This is a genomic window from Streptomyces tyrfis (genome assembly GCF_037034285.1).
GTDB lineage: Bacteria > Actinomycetota > Actinomycetes > Streptomycetales > Streptomycetaceae > Streptomyces.
Genome location: NZ_JBAGJZ010000025.1, coordinates 38,874 through 54,701 on the forward strand (window position 1 = coordinate 38,874; position 15,828 = coordinate 54,701).

Consider the following 15,828-nt stretch of genomic DNA (forward strand, 5'->3'; position numbering starts at 1 on the left):
TAGGGTCCAGGTCGTCGCATGGAAAGAAGCACTCCTCGAGTGAAGAAGCGTATCGAGTCCTACCCGCGTGTCCGCATCGAGGGCGGCGGCCGGGCGGTGGTCTCGCAGGCCGGGGGCGTGCTGCTGGTCGAGACCGTCCGCAAGGCCGGCCTGGACACCGCGATATCAGCGGCGCTGACGCCGTGGCGGAAGGCTCGGGCGGTGCACGATCCGGGCAAGGTCCTGCTGGACGTGGCCCTCGCGGTCGCCCTTGGCGGGGACTGCCTGGCAGATGTCGGGATGCTTCGGGCCGAGCCGGCAGTGTTCGGGCTGGTGGCCTCCGACCCGACGGTCTCCCGCCTCATCGATAACCTCGCAGCCTCCGAGGAGAAGGCCCTGCGGGCCATCCGTGCCGCGCGGGCTGAAGTCCGCCAACGTGTCCGGCGGTTGGCCGACCGGGAAGCGCCTGACGCGGGCGGGCCGGTGACCGTGGACCTCGACGGGGTGCTGGTCATCGCGCACTCGGACAAGGAGGACGCCGTACCCACGTGGAAGCGAACCTACGGCCACCACCCGCTGATGGGGTTCGTCGACCACGGACCGGGCGGCACGGGTGAACCGGTCGCGGCCCTGCTCAGACCAGGCAACGCGGGATCGAACACGGCGGCCGACCACATCACCGCCACCCAACTGGCCTTGGCCCAGCTGCCGAAGAAGTACCGGCGCGGGCGCCGGACCCTGATCCGCACCGACTCCGCGGGCGGCACCCACGACTTCGTCGCCTGGCTCGCCCAGCGGGGACGGTGGCTGTCCTACTCGGTCGGCATGGTGATCACCGAGGCGATCCACCAGCACGTGCTGAGGGTTCCTGCACCGGCCTGGACGGCGGCCGTCGAGGCGGACGGCGAGATCCGCGACGGCGCCTGGGTCGCTGAACTCACCGGCGACGTCCTGGACAGCTGGCCCAAGGGTATGCGGCTGATCGTCAGGAAGGAACGACCGCACCCCGGGGCCCAGTTGCGGCTCACGGATGCGGACGGCATGCGGCTGACCTGTTTCGCCACCACCACCTTGGGCCGGCCGATCACCGAGCTCCGTCACCGGCTGCGGGCCCGGGCCGAGGACCGCATCCGCGCCGCCCGTGCCACCGGCCTGCGCAACCTGCCCCTGCACCGCACGGCCCAGAACCGGATCTGGCTGGAGATCGTGCAGATGGCTCTCGACCTGCTGGCCTGGATGCCGATGCTCGCCCTGACCGGCAAGGCCCGTCTCTGGGAGCCCCGCCGCCTGCGGCTCCGCCTGTTCACCGCGGCCGGACAGCTCGTGACCACCGGCCGTCGGCGAATCCTCCGTCTGGCCCGGCACTGGCCCTGGACCGGTCACATCACCGCAGCCCTCGACCGGCTCACCCAACTGCCCGACCCTGGCTGACCAGCGGATTCCCCGTCCCTACGACAGCACCTCAACACCCGGAGCAGTGGAACCCGGCGCCACCCCGAGGCGACACTCGGGCCCTCGGCCTGCACAGCCTCAGCCCACGGCACGAAAACGGTCCACCGACCCCGTCGGCGGACCGTCACGAAACTTCGAGGTTAGTATCCGAGCAGCTGAATTCCACCGGCGCGCTGTTCCATCGGAATGGCGTCGGCGTGACGTCGGAATGGCTTCAGTTCCCGCAAAGACACGAACGGGGTGTTGTTGTGGTGCGATGGGCGAGACGAGAGGACGAGCGGCTGCTTTCCGGGAAAGGCCGGTACGTCGCCGATATCCGCGTTCCCGGATGTCTGGACGCGGCATTCGCGAGAAGCGGGGCGGCCCACGGCGTGCTGCGGACCGTTGACTGTACGGCGGCCCGTTCCGTGCCGGGCGTCGTGGGAGCCTGGTCGGCCGAGGATCTGCCGGAGCTTCCTCCGGTTCCGCACACCCTGCTGGCCGGGCTTTCCACGGAGGACGCTGTCGCGGGCCGGGAGTGGCCGGCCCTCGCGAAGGACCGGGTCCGCTACCCGGGCGAGGCGCTGGCGGTCGTCCTGGGGGAGGACCGGTACCGGGCCGAGGACGGGACCGCGGAGATCAGCGCCGTGATCGATCCCCTGCCCGCCGTGGTGACACCCGCCGCGGCGCTGGACGACTCCGTCCGCCTGTTCGACGGGCTGAGCAACATCGCCCTGCGGGGCGAGGCGGGAGAACCCGTCGACCCGTCCGTCTGGCAGGACGCGGCCGCCGTCGTCGAGGCCACGTACCGCCAGCAACTGCTGATGCCCAGCCCCATGGAATGCCGGACGATCCTCGCCGTGCCGGACGGAGACCGGCTGACGGTGTGGTCGGGGCACCAGATGCCGCACCGGCTGCGCCGCGAACTGGCGGCACTGCTCGGCCGGTCCGCCGATCGGATCCGGGTCGTCGTCCCGGACACCGGAGGGGCCTTCGGGTCGAAGAGCGCGGCCTTCCCCGAGTTCGTGGTCGTCGCGTACCTCGCCGCGCGGCTCGGGCGTCCGGTCCGCTGGATCGAGGACCGCCTGGAGTCGATGCTCGTCGCCACCCGGGGCAGGGGACAGGACCAGACCGTACGCCTCGCCGCCGACGCGGAAGGCAGGCTCCTCGCCTACGAGCTGACGATCGACGCCGATGTCGGCGCCTATCCGCACCTGGGCGCGGGACTGCCGATGCAGACGGCGTGGATGGCGACCGGCGCGTACTCGACCCCACGCGTCCATGCGACCGTGCGGTCGGTGCTCACCAACACCATGGTGACCTACCCGTACCGTGGCGCCGGGCGTCCCGAGGCGACGTTCGCGATCGAGCGGGCGATGGACCTGCTCGCCCGGCGGCTCGGGATCGACGCGATCGAGCTGCGGCGGCGCAACTTCATTCCGCCCGACTCCTTCCCGTACGAGACGCCGACCGGGCGCCGCTACGACAGTGGGGACTACGCCGCCGCCCTGGACCTGGCGCTGGAGACGCTCGGCCACGAGGAGTGGTGTGCGGAGCGGGCCCGTCGTCGCGAGGATCCGGACGCCCTGCCGCTGGGCATCGGCGTCTCCTGCTATGTGGAGCGCTCGGGCGGCGAACCCGGCGGCCTGCACGAGACCGGCAGCCTGGAAGTCCACGAGGACGGCACCGTCACCGCCCGCTGCGGCGCGGCCCCGAGCGGCCAGGGGCACGAGACGGTCTTCCCCGCACTGGTAGCCGAGGTCCTCGGCATCCCGGAGACGCACGTCCGTCTCGTCGAGGGCGACACCGACGAACAGCCCGAAGGACTGGGCTCCTTCGCCAGCCGGTCGGCGCAGGTGGACGGCGCCATGCTCCGGCACGCCGCGACCCGCCTGATCGAGGATGCGCGCGCCCGGGCGGCGAACCTGTGGGGCCTGCCGGTCGACGGGGTCGCGTGGTCGGACGGCGCCGTGCACGCCGTCCACGACGGTTCGGTGACCAGCGGCCTCGGCGATCTGGTGAAGTCCACCGGCCCGTTGCGGGTGGCGGAGCGCTACGAGGCCGGCATGGCGTTCCCCTTCGGCGCGCACGCCGCGGTGACCGAGGTGGATCCGGAGCTGGGCACGGTGAACGTCCTGCGGCTCGTGGCAGTCGACGACTGCGGTGTGGTCCTCAACCCCGCCATCGTGCGCGGGCAGGCGTTCGGATCGGCCGTGCAGGGCATCGGCCAGGCCCTCTACGAAGGCATGACGTTCGACGACGCCGGAGTGCCGCGGCTGGCGAACGGATTCCTGGACTACCTGCTCCCGACGTTCACGGAGATCCCGGCCATCGACGTCAAGGACACCCGCACACCAGGTCCCGGCACCCCGCTGGGCGCCAAGGGCGCGGGGGAGTCGGGCTGCATCGGCGCCCCGGCCGCCATCGTCAACGCCGTGGCCGATGCCCTGCGGATCGCCGATCCCGGCCTGCTGCAGATGCCGCTCACCCCGGACAGCGTGTGGCGGGCGGCGCGGGCTCCCCGACACGAGGAGGGCGTCCGGTGAAACCCGCATCCTTCGACTACACGGTCCCCCGCACGGTCGCCGAGGCCGTCGAGGCACTCGGCGGCACCGGGCGCAGGGCCCAGGTGCTCGCCGGAGGGCAGAGCCTGATCCTGGAGATGCACCTGCGGCGCATCCGCCCCGAACTCGTCGTCGACATCAACCGCATCCCGGAACTGGACCGCATGGGCGTCGAGGGCGGTGAACTGCGCGTGGGCGCCCTCGTCCGCCACGCGGCCTTCGAGCCGGCCGGCGCCGTGCCGGGCCCGCTCGGCACCCTGCTGTCACGGGCCGCCGTCAACATCGCCCACCCGCCGATCCGTTCCCGCGGGACCATGGCCGGCAGCTTCGGCTGGGCCCATCCCGCCTCGGAATGGTGCGCGATCGGCGTCGCCCTGGACGCCGTCGTGGACGTGACCGGCCCCGACGACGCCCGCGCGATCCCGGCCGGCGACTACTTCCTGGGACCGTACCGCACAGCGCGCCGACCGCAGGAGCTGATCACCGCCGTACGGTTCCCGCTGCTCGGCGAGCACACCGGGGTCGGCTTCATCGAACACCGCCGTACCCACTTCTGCTTCGCCCAGGTCGCCGTCGCGGCCGCTCTCACGGTGCACGACGGAGTGATCCGCGACGCGCGGATCGGACTGGTCAACTCCGCCGACCGCCCGGTACGGGCCCGTGCCGCCGAACGCACCCTGCTCGATACCGAGATCGGCCCGCTCCCCGCGGGGCGGCGGCTGCCCGACGACCACCCGTTCGCCCGCGCCGGCCGCGTCGCCGCCCAGGAGGACGCCGCACCGCTCGCAGAGCCGTACGCCGACGTGGAGTACAAACGGCAGGCCGTCGCCGTCCTGGTCGGCAGAACACTCCGCGAGGCGGCGTCCGATCTGCGCACACGTCTCGCCGCACGCGAGGGGGACCACCGATGAAGATCACGCTCACGGTGAACGGAACCGCCCACCGCCTCGACGTGGAGCCCCGGCGTCTGCTCGCCGACGTCCTCCGTGACGACCTGGGCCTGACCGGCACGCATCTGGGGTGCGAGCACGGCATCTGCGGGGCCTGCAGCGTGCTCATGGACGGCGAGCCGGTCCGCGCGTGCCTGGTGCTGGCGGTGCAGTGCGACGGCAGCTCCCTTCGCACGGTGGAGGGCCTCGCGGGACCCGACGGCGAACCCCACCCGCTGCAACGCGCCTTCTCGGCCGAGCACGCGCTCCAGTGCGGCTTCTGCACACCCGGCTTCCTCATGGTGGCCGCAGGAGCGCTCGACGCCGATCCCGACCTCGCCGACCATCCGGACGCCATCGCGGGCGTCGTCGGCTCCAACATCTGCCGGTGCACGGGCTACGAACCCATCCGACGCGCCATCGCGCGCGCGGCCCGCGAACAACGGGAGGCCACCGCCCGACAGCCGTGATACAAGGCGTCTCGACGGATACAACGCGCGGTCGATCGGCGCGCGGTCACGGCCCTCGCAGCGGCGGACTCCGCGCCGCCTGTCCTGCCCGCGCACAGCGCGGCGGCGACTGGGCCGGCCCTGTCCAGGAGTGTGCCGGCAGACTTCAGGAGTCTGCCAGCAGACGCGACGCCGCCCGCCGGGCCAGGCCGGCGGCGCCCGTGTCGCCGAGGCCGACACGGGCGCAGGCCGCTCCGTCGGCGAGCATGAGCACGGTGGCCGCGGTCATCTCGGGATCCGTCTCCTCCGCTTCCGCGGCGAGTGCTCCCAGGTAGTGGAGGATTTCGCGTTTGTGGTCGCGGACGGCGACACGCACGGGATGGTCGGGGTCGGGGTACTCGGCGGCGACGTTCACCAGATCACTGCCGCGGTAGGCGGGGTCGGCGAACTCCTCGGCCAGCAGGTCGAAGATCGCGAGAAGCCGGCCCCGGGGCGTCTCCGCGGCAGCGGCGCGTGCGCGCAGACGCGCGCACCACGCGTCGTTGCGCCGGCGCAGAACAGCGGCGACCAGTTCGTCCTTGGAGCGGAAGTGCTGGTACAGGGTCGATTTGGCCACCTCGGCGGCGCGCCAGATCTCGTTGACACCCACGGCGCGCACGCCGCAGCGGGTGAAAAGGTCGGCCGCCGCCGTGACGATCCTGGCGCGGGTGGTCTCAGAAGCGGTCATCGGCACCTCCGGTGAAGGGCGGGAATGGGAAAGGCTCCACCGCCGTTGCAATCGAACAGACTAGTCGGTTTGATTAGGGAGGCTCTACCATGATCGACCTTGATGTGTTCAGCGACCTGATCTGCCCCTGGTGCTACATCGGCGGGCGCCGGCTGCGACGGGCCGTCGACAGCGTGACGGAGCGCACCGGCCAGGAGTTCCGCATCCGCCACCACGCCTTCGAGCTCAACCCGGCGATGCCGGCGATCGGTGTGGACCGGCGTGCCTATCGCAGTGAGAAGTTCGGCAGCTGGGAGCGGTCGCAGCAACTGGATGCCGACACGGTGCGGGTCGGCCGGGACGAGGGCATCGTCTTCGACTACGAGGCGATCACCAGGACACCGAACACCCGGGCCGGGCACCGGCTGATCGCGCTGGCCGAGCGGAGCGCACAGCCGAGCGCGGCGATGGCCGACCGCCTGCTCGTGGCCTACTTCTCCGAGGGGCAGGACATCGGCGATGTGGACGTGCTGGCCCGGATCGGCGAGGACATGGGGCTCGGCGACGACGTGGCCACGCGGCTGACGGACCCCGCGCTGGAGACGGCCGTGGCGGAGGACGAACAACTCGCCGAACACCTCGGCCTTCGCGGAGTGCCGCTGCTGATCATCGGCGACAAGGCGCTCGACGGCGTCGTCGGCGCCGACACGCTCGTGGAGATCCTGCGACGTCATGCCACCCGGGCGCCGGACGGCGCCGGGTGCGAGAACGGAGCGTGCTCGCAATGACCGCCGTGCCGGACATCGAGACGGTGGGCGTCGTCGGCGGTTCGCTGGGAGGCCTGTTCCAGGCGGTCGCGCTCACCGAGCTGGGACTGGACGTCACCGTCCGGGAGCGGTCCTCCGGCCGCCCCGACGACCGGGGCGCGGGGATCGTGCTCCAGCCGAGCGTCGCCCGGTTCCTCACCGTGTTCTGCGGCGTCACCCCCGACCGGATCAGCGTGCCCGTCACGCACCGGCAGTTCTTCAGCCGGGACGGGCGAAGCCATCACACGCCCATGCGGCAACAGATGATCTCCTGGGGTGCGCTCCACACATCCCTGCGGGACCGCCTCGACCCCGCGCGCTACCACGACGGGCAGCACGTGACGGCGCTCGCGCCCAGGCCCGGCGGCGTGGACGTCCACGTCGGCGACACGGTCCACCCCGTGGACCTCGCGATCATCGCCGACGGCTCCGCCTCCAGCCATCGCGGGCTCGTCGCGCCCGACAGCGCTCCCCGCTACGCCGGGTACGTCGCCTACCGGGGCGTCATCGGCGAGGCCGACCTCTCCGAGGACCTGAACGCAGTCTTCCGCGACCGGTTCAGCTTCTACGACGGGGAGCGCACCCAGTTCCTGTGCTACTTCATCCCGGGCGACTCCGGCACGGTCACGCCGGGAAGACGCCGGATGAACTGGGTGTGGTACGTACGGGCCGACACGGCCGGCCTGGACCGCATCACGACCGACCGCGACGGCACCGCCCACGGACTCTCCCTGCCCCCGGGGCTGATCGCCCCGCGGGTGCACGACGAGCTCCTGGCCCGCGCGCGGAGGTCGCTTCCCGAGCCCATGCGCGAACTGGTGGAGCACACCGGGGAGCCGTTCGCGCAGGCGATCCTCGACGGGCGGGTCGCCCGGATGCGCGACGACCGGATGCTCCTGACCGGCGACGCGGCCTTCGTGGTCCGACCCCACACCGCGGCCAGCGCGGACAAGGCCGCCGCCGACGCCATCGCGCTCTTCACCGCCCTGCAGCAGGCTCCGTCCCTTGACGACGCCCTGCGGGCCTGGGAGAAGAACCGGCTCGCCGAAGGCATGGCGCTCTACCGGTACGGCGTCGGCCTCGGGCACCGGCTCGGCCTGGGCGGCCCCGCGACGCCCGCCGCCGCTGCCGGACCAGCCGGCTGACGGCCGGGTACGCGCAGTCGGCGAGCCGGACCACTCCGTGCCGTGCCCCGCCGCGCTTCCGCGGCGGGAGAGCAGGGGGAAAGGCCCGCGCCGGAAGCCGATCCCGCCGGGCCCGTCACCGGAACCGGCCCCGCCGCGGGTGCAATGGGGCGCTGAGGCGCGTCCACCTTGTCGGCCCGGACAGGGCCGGCCCACCTCCGGCTCGTGGCCGGACGCGGACACCGCCCGCCTGGTCCGCGGCGTCGGCGTCGACCGGCTCCACGTCCCCGACGACGGGTGTCAGCTGCCCGCCCCGGGCCACGAACCCGGGTCGTCGACCTTGAGCTCGTCTCCGGCGTCGGAGACGAAGACGACCAGCAGCCTGGCCCGTTCGGTTCGGCTGGTGTTCTCGGTGAGGACGTGGTGGGCGCCCGGCTGCTCGACCCAGTTCTCGCCCTGGTGGGTAGGTGGTCACGGGCTCGCGGTCGAGTTTGCTGCGCACGGTGCCTTCGAGGACGTAGGCGTAGACGAAGGCCCGGCCGTGCCGGTGCGGCGTCGCGCGTGCGTGGGGCGGGAAGTCCACGATCGCGGAGGTGAACGTCTTGCCCTTCACATTCGGAAGGGCCTGCTGAAGGAGTGTGGTGAGGGTTTCGGAGGGGCGCGTCGACGCCACGGCCGCGGTCGGCCCCTTGGCGCGGGCGGGCTGCTCCGAGGCCGAGCAGGCCGTGGCCGCGGCCGGCGTGACGACGGCCGGCAGGCCGACGGCGATCCGCGTTCCCATCACGATCGGTCTCCTGTCCGGTCCTGCGCGACGCGGATGATCGTCTTGCCCGGGGTGCGCCTGCCGGGGGCGAACGCGGCGGGTGCTTCGGCCAGCGGCCGCACATCACCGACGATCGGCCTGATCCGCCCGTCCCTCAGCCGCGCGACGAGATCGGTGAGCCGGGCGCGGTCGGGTTCGACGACGAAGAAGACCGCCCGCCCGTCCCTGGGCCGGACCTTGGGCGGCATGGCGATGCTGACGAGCGTGCCGCCGGCCCGGACCAGGGCGGCCGAGCGGTCGAGGAGGTCACCGCCGATCACATCGAACACGACGTCGGCCTCCCCGGCGTCCTCCAGCTTCTCGGTCTGCAGGTCCAGGAAGACGTCGACGCCCAGGGCGAGCGCCCTGTCCCGGGCGTCGGACCGGCCGGTGCCGATGACGCGGGCGCCGGCCTCGCGGGCGAGCTGTACCGCGATCGACCCGACGCCGCCCGCGGCACCGTGGATCAGGACGGTCTGGCCGGTGGCGAGGCGACCGTGGTCGAACAGGCCCTGCCAGGCGGTCAGCCCGGAGATCGGCAGTGCGGCGGCCAGAGTGTGGTCGATGTCCGCGGGCAGCGGCGCGAGGGTGCGGGCCTCCACCGCGGCGTATTCGGCGAGCGAGCCGTTGCGGGTCCAGTCGGCCAGGCCGAACGCCCTCTGGCCGACGCTCAGGCCGGTGGTGCCGTACCCGAGTTCTGCGACGACACCCGACAACTCGTGCCCGGGCACGCTCGGCGTCCGGTCGCGGCCGGCGCGATCGGTCCACGTGCCCGGCCAGTCCAGCTCGCCCGGTGTGAAGCCCGCGGCGTGCACCCGCACGATGACGTCGTTCTCGGCTGCATGGGGGTAGGGCATGTCCGTCAGGGACAGCCCGGCAAGACCGGCGTCGCGGTCCCGCACGGTGATGGCTCGCATACAGGTCCTTTCGGGGACGGAGGACGACTTGAGCGCGGCCCCTTCGTACGCGGGTCTCATGGCGGCCCGTCGTCGAGGAGACGCGTCACGTTGATGTATGCCGTTCCGCGCGATCGACCCCACCTGCTCGCGCGCATCTCTTCGTCACCCGTATCGGGTACTCATCAGGGACACCCCTAAGGGCTGTCCCGTAATCCCTGGCGGGCGTGCGACGACAGCTGCGGCGCCTCGCGGCGTTGTCGGAACGCCCGCATACGTCCCGTATGCGGGCGCCCCTCCGCCTTGCGATGCACCACATCTGACGCCGCGCGCTGATCCACCACGGATTACGGGACAGCCCTTAGGCATGGTGAGCCGCGGAAATCTGACCGACCAGGACGGCGAACGGCATGTCGAGGGCGGCGTAGAGGGCGCCGGATTCGGGGGCCGCGTTGTCGGCCAGGGCCTCGACCATGAGGGTGGCGTAGTCGCTGACGATGACGCCCGCCTGCTGCATCCGGAGCAGTCCGGCCTCGCGCTTGGCCGGGCTGAAGGTACCGGAGGCGTCCACGGCGACGTACGCGTCGTGGCCGACGGCCGTCGCGGAGATCGCGGGCAGCGCAGCGCACACTTCGAGCGACACTCCGGCGAAGATCAGCTTCTGCCGGCCGGTGGCCTCGATGGCCGCGCGGACCCGGTCGTCGTGCCAGGCGTTGACGGTGCTGCGGTCGATGATCCGCTGTCCGGCCGGCAGCGCCTGCACCAGTTCGGCGGCGGTCGGCCCCCACATGCTGTCGGCCGCGGTCGTGGTGACGACCAGCGGGATACGCAGTACGGTCGCCGCCCGTGCCAGCGCCGCCACGTTGTGCTTCAGCTCGCCGAGCGAGATGTCCCGGACGCCGGACAACAAGCCCACCTGGTGGTCCACCAGGACCACGGCGACGTTCTCGCGGGTGATCGGCTCCAGAAACTTGCTGTGCTCGCTCATGTTCCGCTCCTTCAGAGGGTTGAGCCACAGCCCTGTTCACCGAGTTTAGTGACTTCGAGGCCGCGCCTCAGCCCCGGAGCCGAGCACCGGACGCCCCGCGTTCCAGGTCCTCGGCGGTGCCGGAGCCGACGCCGTGGCGGCCGAGTCGGGGCCAGGGAGGCCATGTCGAGCCGGGCGGGCGGGGCGGGCGGGGCGAGCGCCGAGGTTCGCCGGGCTTCTGGTTGCGGTGTAGTCGTGCGCACCGCAGGCTGCCTCTATGAACGGCACCCGAGAAGTCGGCCTGCCGCCCATTCTGGTGACGGGCGCGGCGGGCAGCGTCGGCGCCGTCGGGCGGTCCGTGGTCGACGGGCTGCGGCGACGGGACCTGCCCGTCCGGGCGATGGTCCATCGCGACGACGAGCGGGCGCGGGCGCTGCGTGCGACCGGCGCCGAGGTCGTCGTCGGAGATCTGACGCGCGCGGGCGACATCGCCGATGCCCTGGCCGGCTGTACGCGCATGTACTTCGGCATGGGGGTGTCGGCGCAGTATCTGCAGGCCGCCGTGACAGCGGCGGCCGTCGCGCGTGCGCACGGGGGGCTGGAAGCGTTCGTGAACATGTCCCAGTTGACCGTCGCCGAGGTCGGCCTCACCAGCACCTTCGAGTCCACGCAGCAGCGGCAGCAGTGGCTGGTGGAACAGGTCCTCGACTGGTCGGGTCTGCCCGTCGTCGAGGTCAGGCCCACCGTGTTCATGGAGAACCCCCTGTTCCGTGCGGGCTTCTCCTCGGTCGCGAAGGACGGGACCATCAGGCTGCCCTTCGGCCGGGCGAAAACCTCGCCTGTGGCGGCCGGCGACGTCGCCGCGGTCGTGGAGGAGATCCTGGCCGCCCCGGCCCCGCACATCGGCAGAACCTACGAGCTGACCGGCCCGCGCTCGCAGGACATCGCCGCCATGGCGGCGGAGGTCTCCACCGCTCTGGGCCGTCCGGTCGGGTACACCGATGTCCCCCTGCGGGAATGGATCGACCACGATCTCGGGCCGCTGGGGCTGCCCGACCACGTCCTTCAGCACATCACCACCATGGCGCGCCTCCACGCGGAGAACCGATACGACCGCAAGGCAGAAGGCGTCGAGCAGGTCACCGGGCGACCCCCGACCGGGGTGGCCGCATACGTCCGTGAGAATCCCGGCCTGTTCAGCTCCTGAAACAGCGGCCCCATCGCCCTGCTGTGCAAGGCAGCGCGGTGAGCGTCACCTCGACGGCGGAGTCAGTGGCGCAGTCAACCGATCTGACGGTGGGTGATCGGACGCCTTTCCTTTCCGATCTCAATCGATGTCGGCACCCGAATGGTCGCACCGCGAAATCCCGAACGATCAGTCCTTTAGCCATAATCGATCCGGGCCGTCCGCCATCGACGTCGAGACATGGCGGCTCGGCTTACCGGCGACGCGCTCGCGCAAGCCCGGTCGTTCACCTACGCCGAGCTTTTGGCGATGCCTCAGGTGACCTTGCGCCGCACGCTCGACTGCGGTGCCGACCGCGCGTTCGCAGCGCCGTCGAGCACGAGCCCGACCGTACGCTCATGCCGGGCGATCACACGCTGTACGGTCGCGCCTGGTCCGGAAGCGGTGCCATCGACCGGGTCGACGTCACTCTGGAGAAACTCGTCAAGCCCGGAAAATGGGCCACCCGTGATTCCGTGGCGCCAGGAGAAGCTTCTCACCGATGCCGAGCCCCTCATGTGGGTGCGTTTCGAGCTGCCATGGCGGAATGTGCGGCCGGGCTACTACCGGATCACGACGCGCGCCGAGGACACGAGAGGCAACATTCAGCCTCGCCCCGAGGACGTCGTGTGGAACCAACACGGGCTGAGGGTACAACGGCCACTCCCCCCTGGAACTGATCGTCGACCCGGTCGGCGACCTGCCGTGACTCCACGCCTCGCGGACGAGCCGAGGCTGCTCGCCGTATCGCGCAGTCACGGCCCAGTGCCGGGCCGCGTGTCGAACGCGCCGGTCGCCGGCGCGGCACCGACGGCGGACGACCCAAAATCGCATGCGACCTTCGCCCGGTCATGCTGAGATCGATCGCTATGAATGATCATTTCCTCAATGAAGCCGACTTGATGGACAGGATGGAACGGAACCTGGCGGAACATGCCTGTCACCTGCATCGGAGCATGACCGGTGCGGCCGTCACCGAAGCCGGTGACCTGCTGGTCGCCGACAGCGGCCTGGACGACGACACCTTCAACATCGTTGCCGCGGCCCGCTTCACCGCTGCCACCGCCCCGGCGCGCATCACCGAGACCGTTCGGACGCTGGCTCGCACCGGTCGCCGCTTCTCCTGGTGGGTGGGGCCTGCCTCGACGCCACCGGATCTCGGCGCCCGCCTGACGGCGGCCGGCCTGCCGGCGTCCGAACGCGAGACGGCCATGTGGGCCGAACTGGACGACGCCCCGCCACCGCCCGCCGCCCAAGGACTGGACATTCGGACGGTGGCCACGCCCGACCAGCTTGCCGACTACGCCACGGTTCTCGCCGCGAACTGGGTCCCGCCCGCCGACACCGTCCGCCGCTTCTTCGCCCAGGCCGCCCCGCAGGCGCTGGCCCCCCACGGCCCGGCCCGATACCTGGTCGGCTATGCGGAGGGCCGTCCGGTGTGTTCGGCCGAAGTGTTTCACCACGCGGGGGTCGCCGGTATCTACAACATCTCCACTCTGGCCGCCCACCGCCGACGCGGCTACGGCGGCGCCATGACGCTCGCCGCACTCCGCACGGCCCGCGACCGGGACCACCGCATCGCGGTCCTGCAGGCGTCGGCCGACGGCGAGCCCGTCTACCGCCGCCTGGGCTTCCGCTCCTGCGGCCAGTTCACCGAACACGCCATCAGCCCCTGAACCGCCGGGCCCTCACAACCCCCCGGCACGGACCGGCCGGGCCGGGTGCGAAACCGTACGCCGTCGATCAGCTGCCGCCCGGCCCGTGTCGACGGACGGCCCGGCTTCTTGCGCCCGGAGCGACAACGTCTCCGGGCAGCCCCATCGCTCAACTGCCCGATCCCCGGGCGGGCATGGTGGCCCACCGTTCTTCAGAAGGGGGCGCCGGCGCCCTCCACGCGCTGCCGGTCGAGGGCGTCGTCCAGAGTCGTGGCGGCCATGATCAACGACAGATGAGTGAACGCCTGCGGGAAATTGCCCAGTTGCTCACCGCTGGGGCCGATCTCCTCGGCGAACAGACCGACGTGGTTGGCGTAGGTCTGCATCTTCTCGAAGGCGTAGCGTGCCGGGCGCAGCCGTCCGGCACGGGCGAGGGCGTCCACGTAGAGGAAGGTGCACATGCTGAAGGTGCCTTCGGAGCCGCGCAGTCCGTCGGGGGAGGCCTCGGGGTCGTAGCGGTAGACGAGGCTGTCCGACACCAGAGTGCGTTCCATGGCATCGAGCGTGGACAACCAGCTCTCCGTCTTCGGAGTCAGGAAGCCGACCCGGGGGATGAGCAACAGCGAGGCGTCGAGGACGTCGCCGCCGTAGTGCTGCACGAGGGCCTGGTCCCTCTCGTTCCACGCGCGTTCCATCACCTGTTCGAGGATGGCGTCACGGGAGGCGGTCCACCGCGCCGTATCGGCGGGACGGCTGTACTCGGCGGCCAGGCGCAGCCCCCGGTCGAAGGCCACCCAGGACATCACCCGGCTGAAGGTGAAGTCCTTGCGCCCGCCGCGGGTTTCCCACACGCCCTCGTCGGGCCGGTCCCAGGAGTCGGCAAGCCAGTCCAGCGTCCGGGCGACGTTCTTCCAGCCGTGGTAGCCGGCCCGCATGGTGATTTCGCCGCCCTCGGCCAGGGCGTAGAGCGCCTCGCCGTAGATGTCCAGCTGCAACTGACCGGCGGCGCCGTTCCCGGCCCGCACCGGATACGAGCCGCGATAGCCCTCGAAGTGCGTGAGCTCCTCCTCCGGCAGCCGGGGATCTCCGTCGACGCGGTACATGATCTGCAGCGGTTCGCCTCCGGCGCTCTCACGGGCTCGGAAGCGGTCCCTCAGCCAACGGGTGAAGTGCGCCGTCTCCTCGACGTACCCGAGGTCGAGCAGGGCCCGCACCGACAAGGAGCCGTCGCGGATCCAGGTGTACCGGTAGTCCCAGTTGCGTTCCCCGCCGATCTGCTCGGGCAGCCCCATGGTGGCCGCGGCGATCGGAGCGCCCGTCGGAGCGTAGGTGAGCAGTTTGAGAGTGATGGCCGACCGGTTCACCACACCCGGCCAGCGCCCGCGGTACCGGGAGGCGCGGACCCAGCGCTGCCAGAATTCCACCACGTCCCAGAACTGGCCGGTCACACCGTCCGGCGTCGGGGGAGCCGGGGGCCCACTGTCCACGGTGTCGACGGTGAACACCGCGGCGGCCACCTCCCCCGCGTTCAAGGTGACGGCGCCCCGCACATCCCTGCCGTCCGGCCGCAGGGGGAACGTGCTCTGCGCATACGCGGTGACACCCGGGGCCCGGAAGGCGGCGGAGCCGTCGCGGAAGTCGAGTTCGTGGTCGGCCCGGCCGTAGTCGAACCGCGGTCGGCACTCCAGCACGAAGCGCATACTGCCGCGCACTGCCCGCGCCCCGCGGATCAGCGTATGGCGGTCGGTCGCCCTGCCGGTCCGGCCCGGCGGCATGAAGTCGAAGATCTCCCCGACCCCGTCGGGCGACAGGAAACGCGTCACCAGGACCGCGGTGTCGGGATAGTAGAGCTGCTTGCACGTGGTGCCCCTGGTCTCCGGGGCGAACAGGAAATGACCGCCGCGATCATGATCGAGCAGCGCGGCGAATATGCTCGGCGAGTCGAACCGAGGGGCCGCGAACCAATCGACGACCCCCTCCGAAGAAACCAGAGCGGCGGTCTCCAGGTCGCCGACCATGCCGTGGTCGGCGATGGGCGGGTAGCGCTCCATCATCCTGTCGCCTTTCCGAGTCCCCGCTTTCACTGTCGTGCCCGTTCGCCGGGGACGCCAGGGGAGCACCCATGGGCCCGGGGCGCGCGGCGCTCGGAACCCGGGGGCCTGACGCTGCTCGGCGCGGTCATGCTGGTGGTGGGCGGAGCATGCCGCCGCCTTCGGAGGAGCCTCCCGCCCGCGCCGACGCTCTCGGCCCGTACGCCGAAGAGAGCCGAGGAGACCAGCCACGCCGGAGAACAAC

At 71.6% G+C, this 15,828-nt stretch carries 12 protein-coding genes; 8 read left to right on the plus strand and 4 right to left on the minus strand.

What is annotated here, in order from left to right; all coding sequences use genetic code 11:
• Positions 1 to 39 precede the first annotated feature (39 nt).
• The 4 genes from WA762_RS20150 to WA762_RS20165 all read left to right on the plus strand — a co-directional run bounded on the left by WA762_RS20150 (position 40) and on the right by WA762_RS20165 (position 5,373).
• Positions 40 to 1,410 (plus strand): IS1380 family transposase, encoded by a 1,371-nt coding sequence (locus WA762_RS20150; RefSeq protein ID WP_335937305.1) that lies wholly within the window; start codon positions 40 to 42, stop codon positions 1,408 to 1,410.
• 272 nt (positions 1,411 to 1,682) lie between these two features.
• A complete protein-coding gene (locus tag WA762_RS20155) occupies positions 1,683 to 3,956 on the plus strand; it encodes a xanthine dehydrogenase family protein molybdopterin-binding subunit (protein WP_335937306.1) in 2,274 nt (757 codons plus the stop codon).
• Complete coding sequence (locus WA762_RS20160; protein WP_335937307.1) at positions 3,953 to 4,885, plus strand: FAD binding domain-containing protein; 933 nt, start codon at positions 3,953 to 3,955, stop codon at positions 4,883 to 4,885. The genes WA762_RS20155 and WA762_RS20160 overlap by 4 nt, the downstream gene beginning before the upstream one ends.
• Positions 4,882 to 5,373, plus strand: a complete 492-nt coding sequence (locus tag WA762_RS20165; protein ID WP_335937308.1) for a (2Fe-2S)-binding protein — start codon at positions 4,882 to 4,884, stop codon at positions 5,371 to 5,373. The genes WA762_RS20160 and WA762_RS20165 overlap by 4 nt, the downstream gene beginning before the upstream one ends.
• A 145-nt stretch (positions 5,374 to 5,518) precedes the next feature.
• On the opposite strand, the gene WA762_RS20170 is transcribed toward WA762_RS20165, so the two are convergent.
• Positions 5,519 to 6,079 (minus strand): TetR/AcrR family transcriptional regulator, encoded by a 561-nt coding sequence (locus WA762_RS20170; protein WP_335937309.1) that lies wholly within the window; start codon positions 6,077 to 6,079, stop codon positions 5,519 to 5,521.
• An 89-nt stretch (positions 6,080 to 6,168) separates the two neighbouring features.
• Here WA762_RS20170 and WA762_RS20175 point away from each other — a divergent pair, with 89 nt between their 5' ends.
• Together WA762_RS20175 and WA762_RS20180 are read left to right on the plus strand one after the other, a co-directional pair.
• Entirely contained in the window at positions 6,169 to 6,846 is a 678-nt protein-coding gene (locus WA762_RS20175; RefSeq protein ID WP_335937310.1) for a DsbA family oxidoreductase, read from the plus strand.
• Positions 6,843 to 8,009 (plus strand): FAD binding domain-containing protein, encoded by a 1,167-nt coding sequence (locus tag WA762_RS20180; RefSeq protein WP_335937311.1) that lies wholly within the window; start codon positions 6,843 to 6,845, stop codon positions 8,007 to 8,009. Before WA762_RS20175 ends, WA762_RS20180 begins: the two co-directional genes overlap by 4 nt.
• Positions 8,010 to 8,768: 759 nt before the next feature.
• On the opposite strand, the gene WA762_RS20185 is transcribed toward WA762_RS20180, so the two are convergent.
• Both WA762_RS20185 and WA762_RS20190 read right to left on the minus strand, forming a co-directional pair.
• The gene (locus tag WA762_RS20185; RefSeq protein WP_335937312.1) at positions 8,769 to 9,707 is read right to left on the minus strand and encodes an NADP-dependent oxidoreductase; all 939 of its coding nucleotides are present in this window, start codon (positions 9,705 to 9,707) and stop codon (positions 8,769 to 8,771) included.
• Between the two features lie 340 nt (positions 9,708 to 10,047).
• Positions 10,048 to 10,674 carry an isochorismatase family protein gene (locus WA762_RS20190; RefSeq protein ID WP_335937313.1) on the minus strand — a complete coding sequence of 209 codons (627 nt, stop codon included), beginning with the start codon at positions 10,672 to 10,674 and terminating at the stop codon, positions 10,048 to 10,050.
• Positions 10,675 to 10,930: 256 nt separating this feature from the next.
• Here WA762_RS20190 and WA762_RS20195 point away from each other — a divergent pair, with 256 nt between their 5' ends.
• Complete coding sequence (locus tag WA762_RS20195; protein ID WP_335937314.1) at positions 10,931 to 11,860, plus strand: NmrA family NAD(P)-binding protein; 930 nt, start codon at positions 10,931 to 10,933, stop codon at positions 11,858 to 11,860.
• Positions 11,861 to 12,789: 929 nt separating this feature from the next.
• Positions 12,790 to 13,554 (plus strand): GNAT family N-acetyltransferase, encoded by a 765-nt coding sequence (locus tag WA762_RS20200; protein ID WP_335937371.1) that lies wholly within the window; start codon positions 12,790 to 12,792, stop codon positions 13,552 to 13,554.
• Positions 13,555 to 13,745: 191 nt separating this feature from the next.
• Here the strand turns inward: WA762_RS20200 and WA762_RS20205 are convergent, their stop codons facing one another.
• Positions 13,746 to 15,584 (minus strand): glycoside hydrolase family 15 protein, encoded by a 1,839-nt coding sequence (locus WA762_RS20205; protein ID WP_335937372.1) that lies wholly within the window; start codon positions 15,582 to 15,584, stop codon positions 13,746 to 13,748.
• Positions 15,585 to 15,828 lie beyond the last annotated feature (244 nt).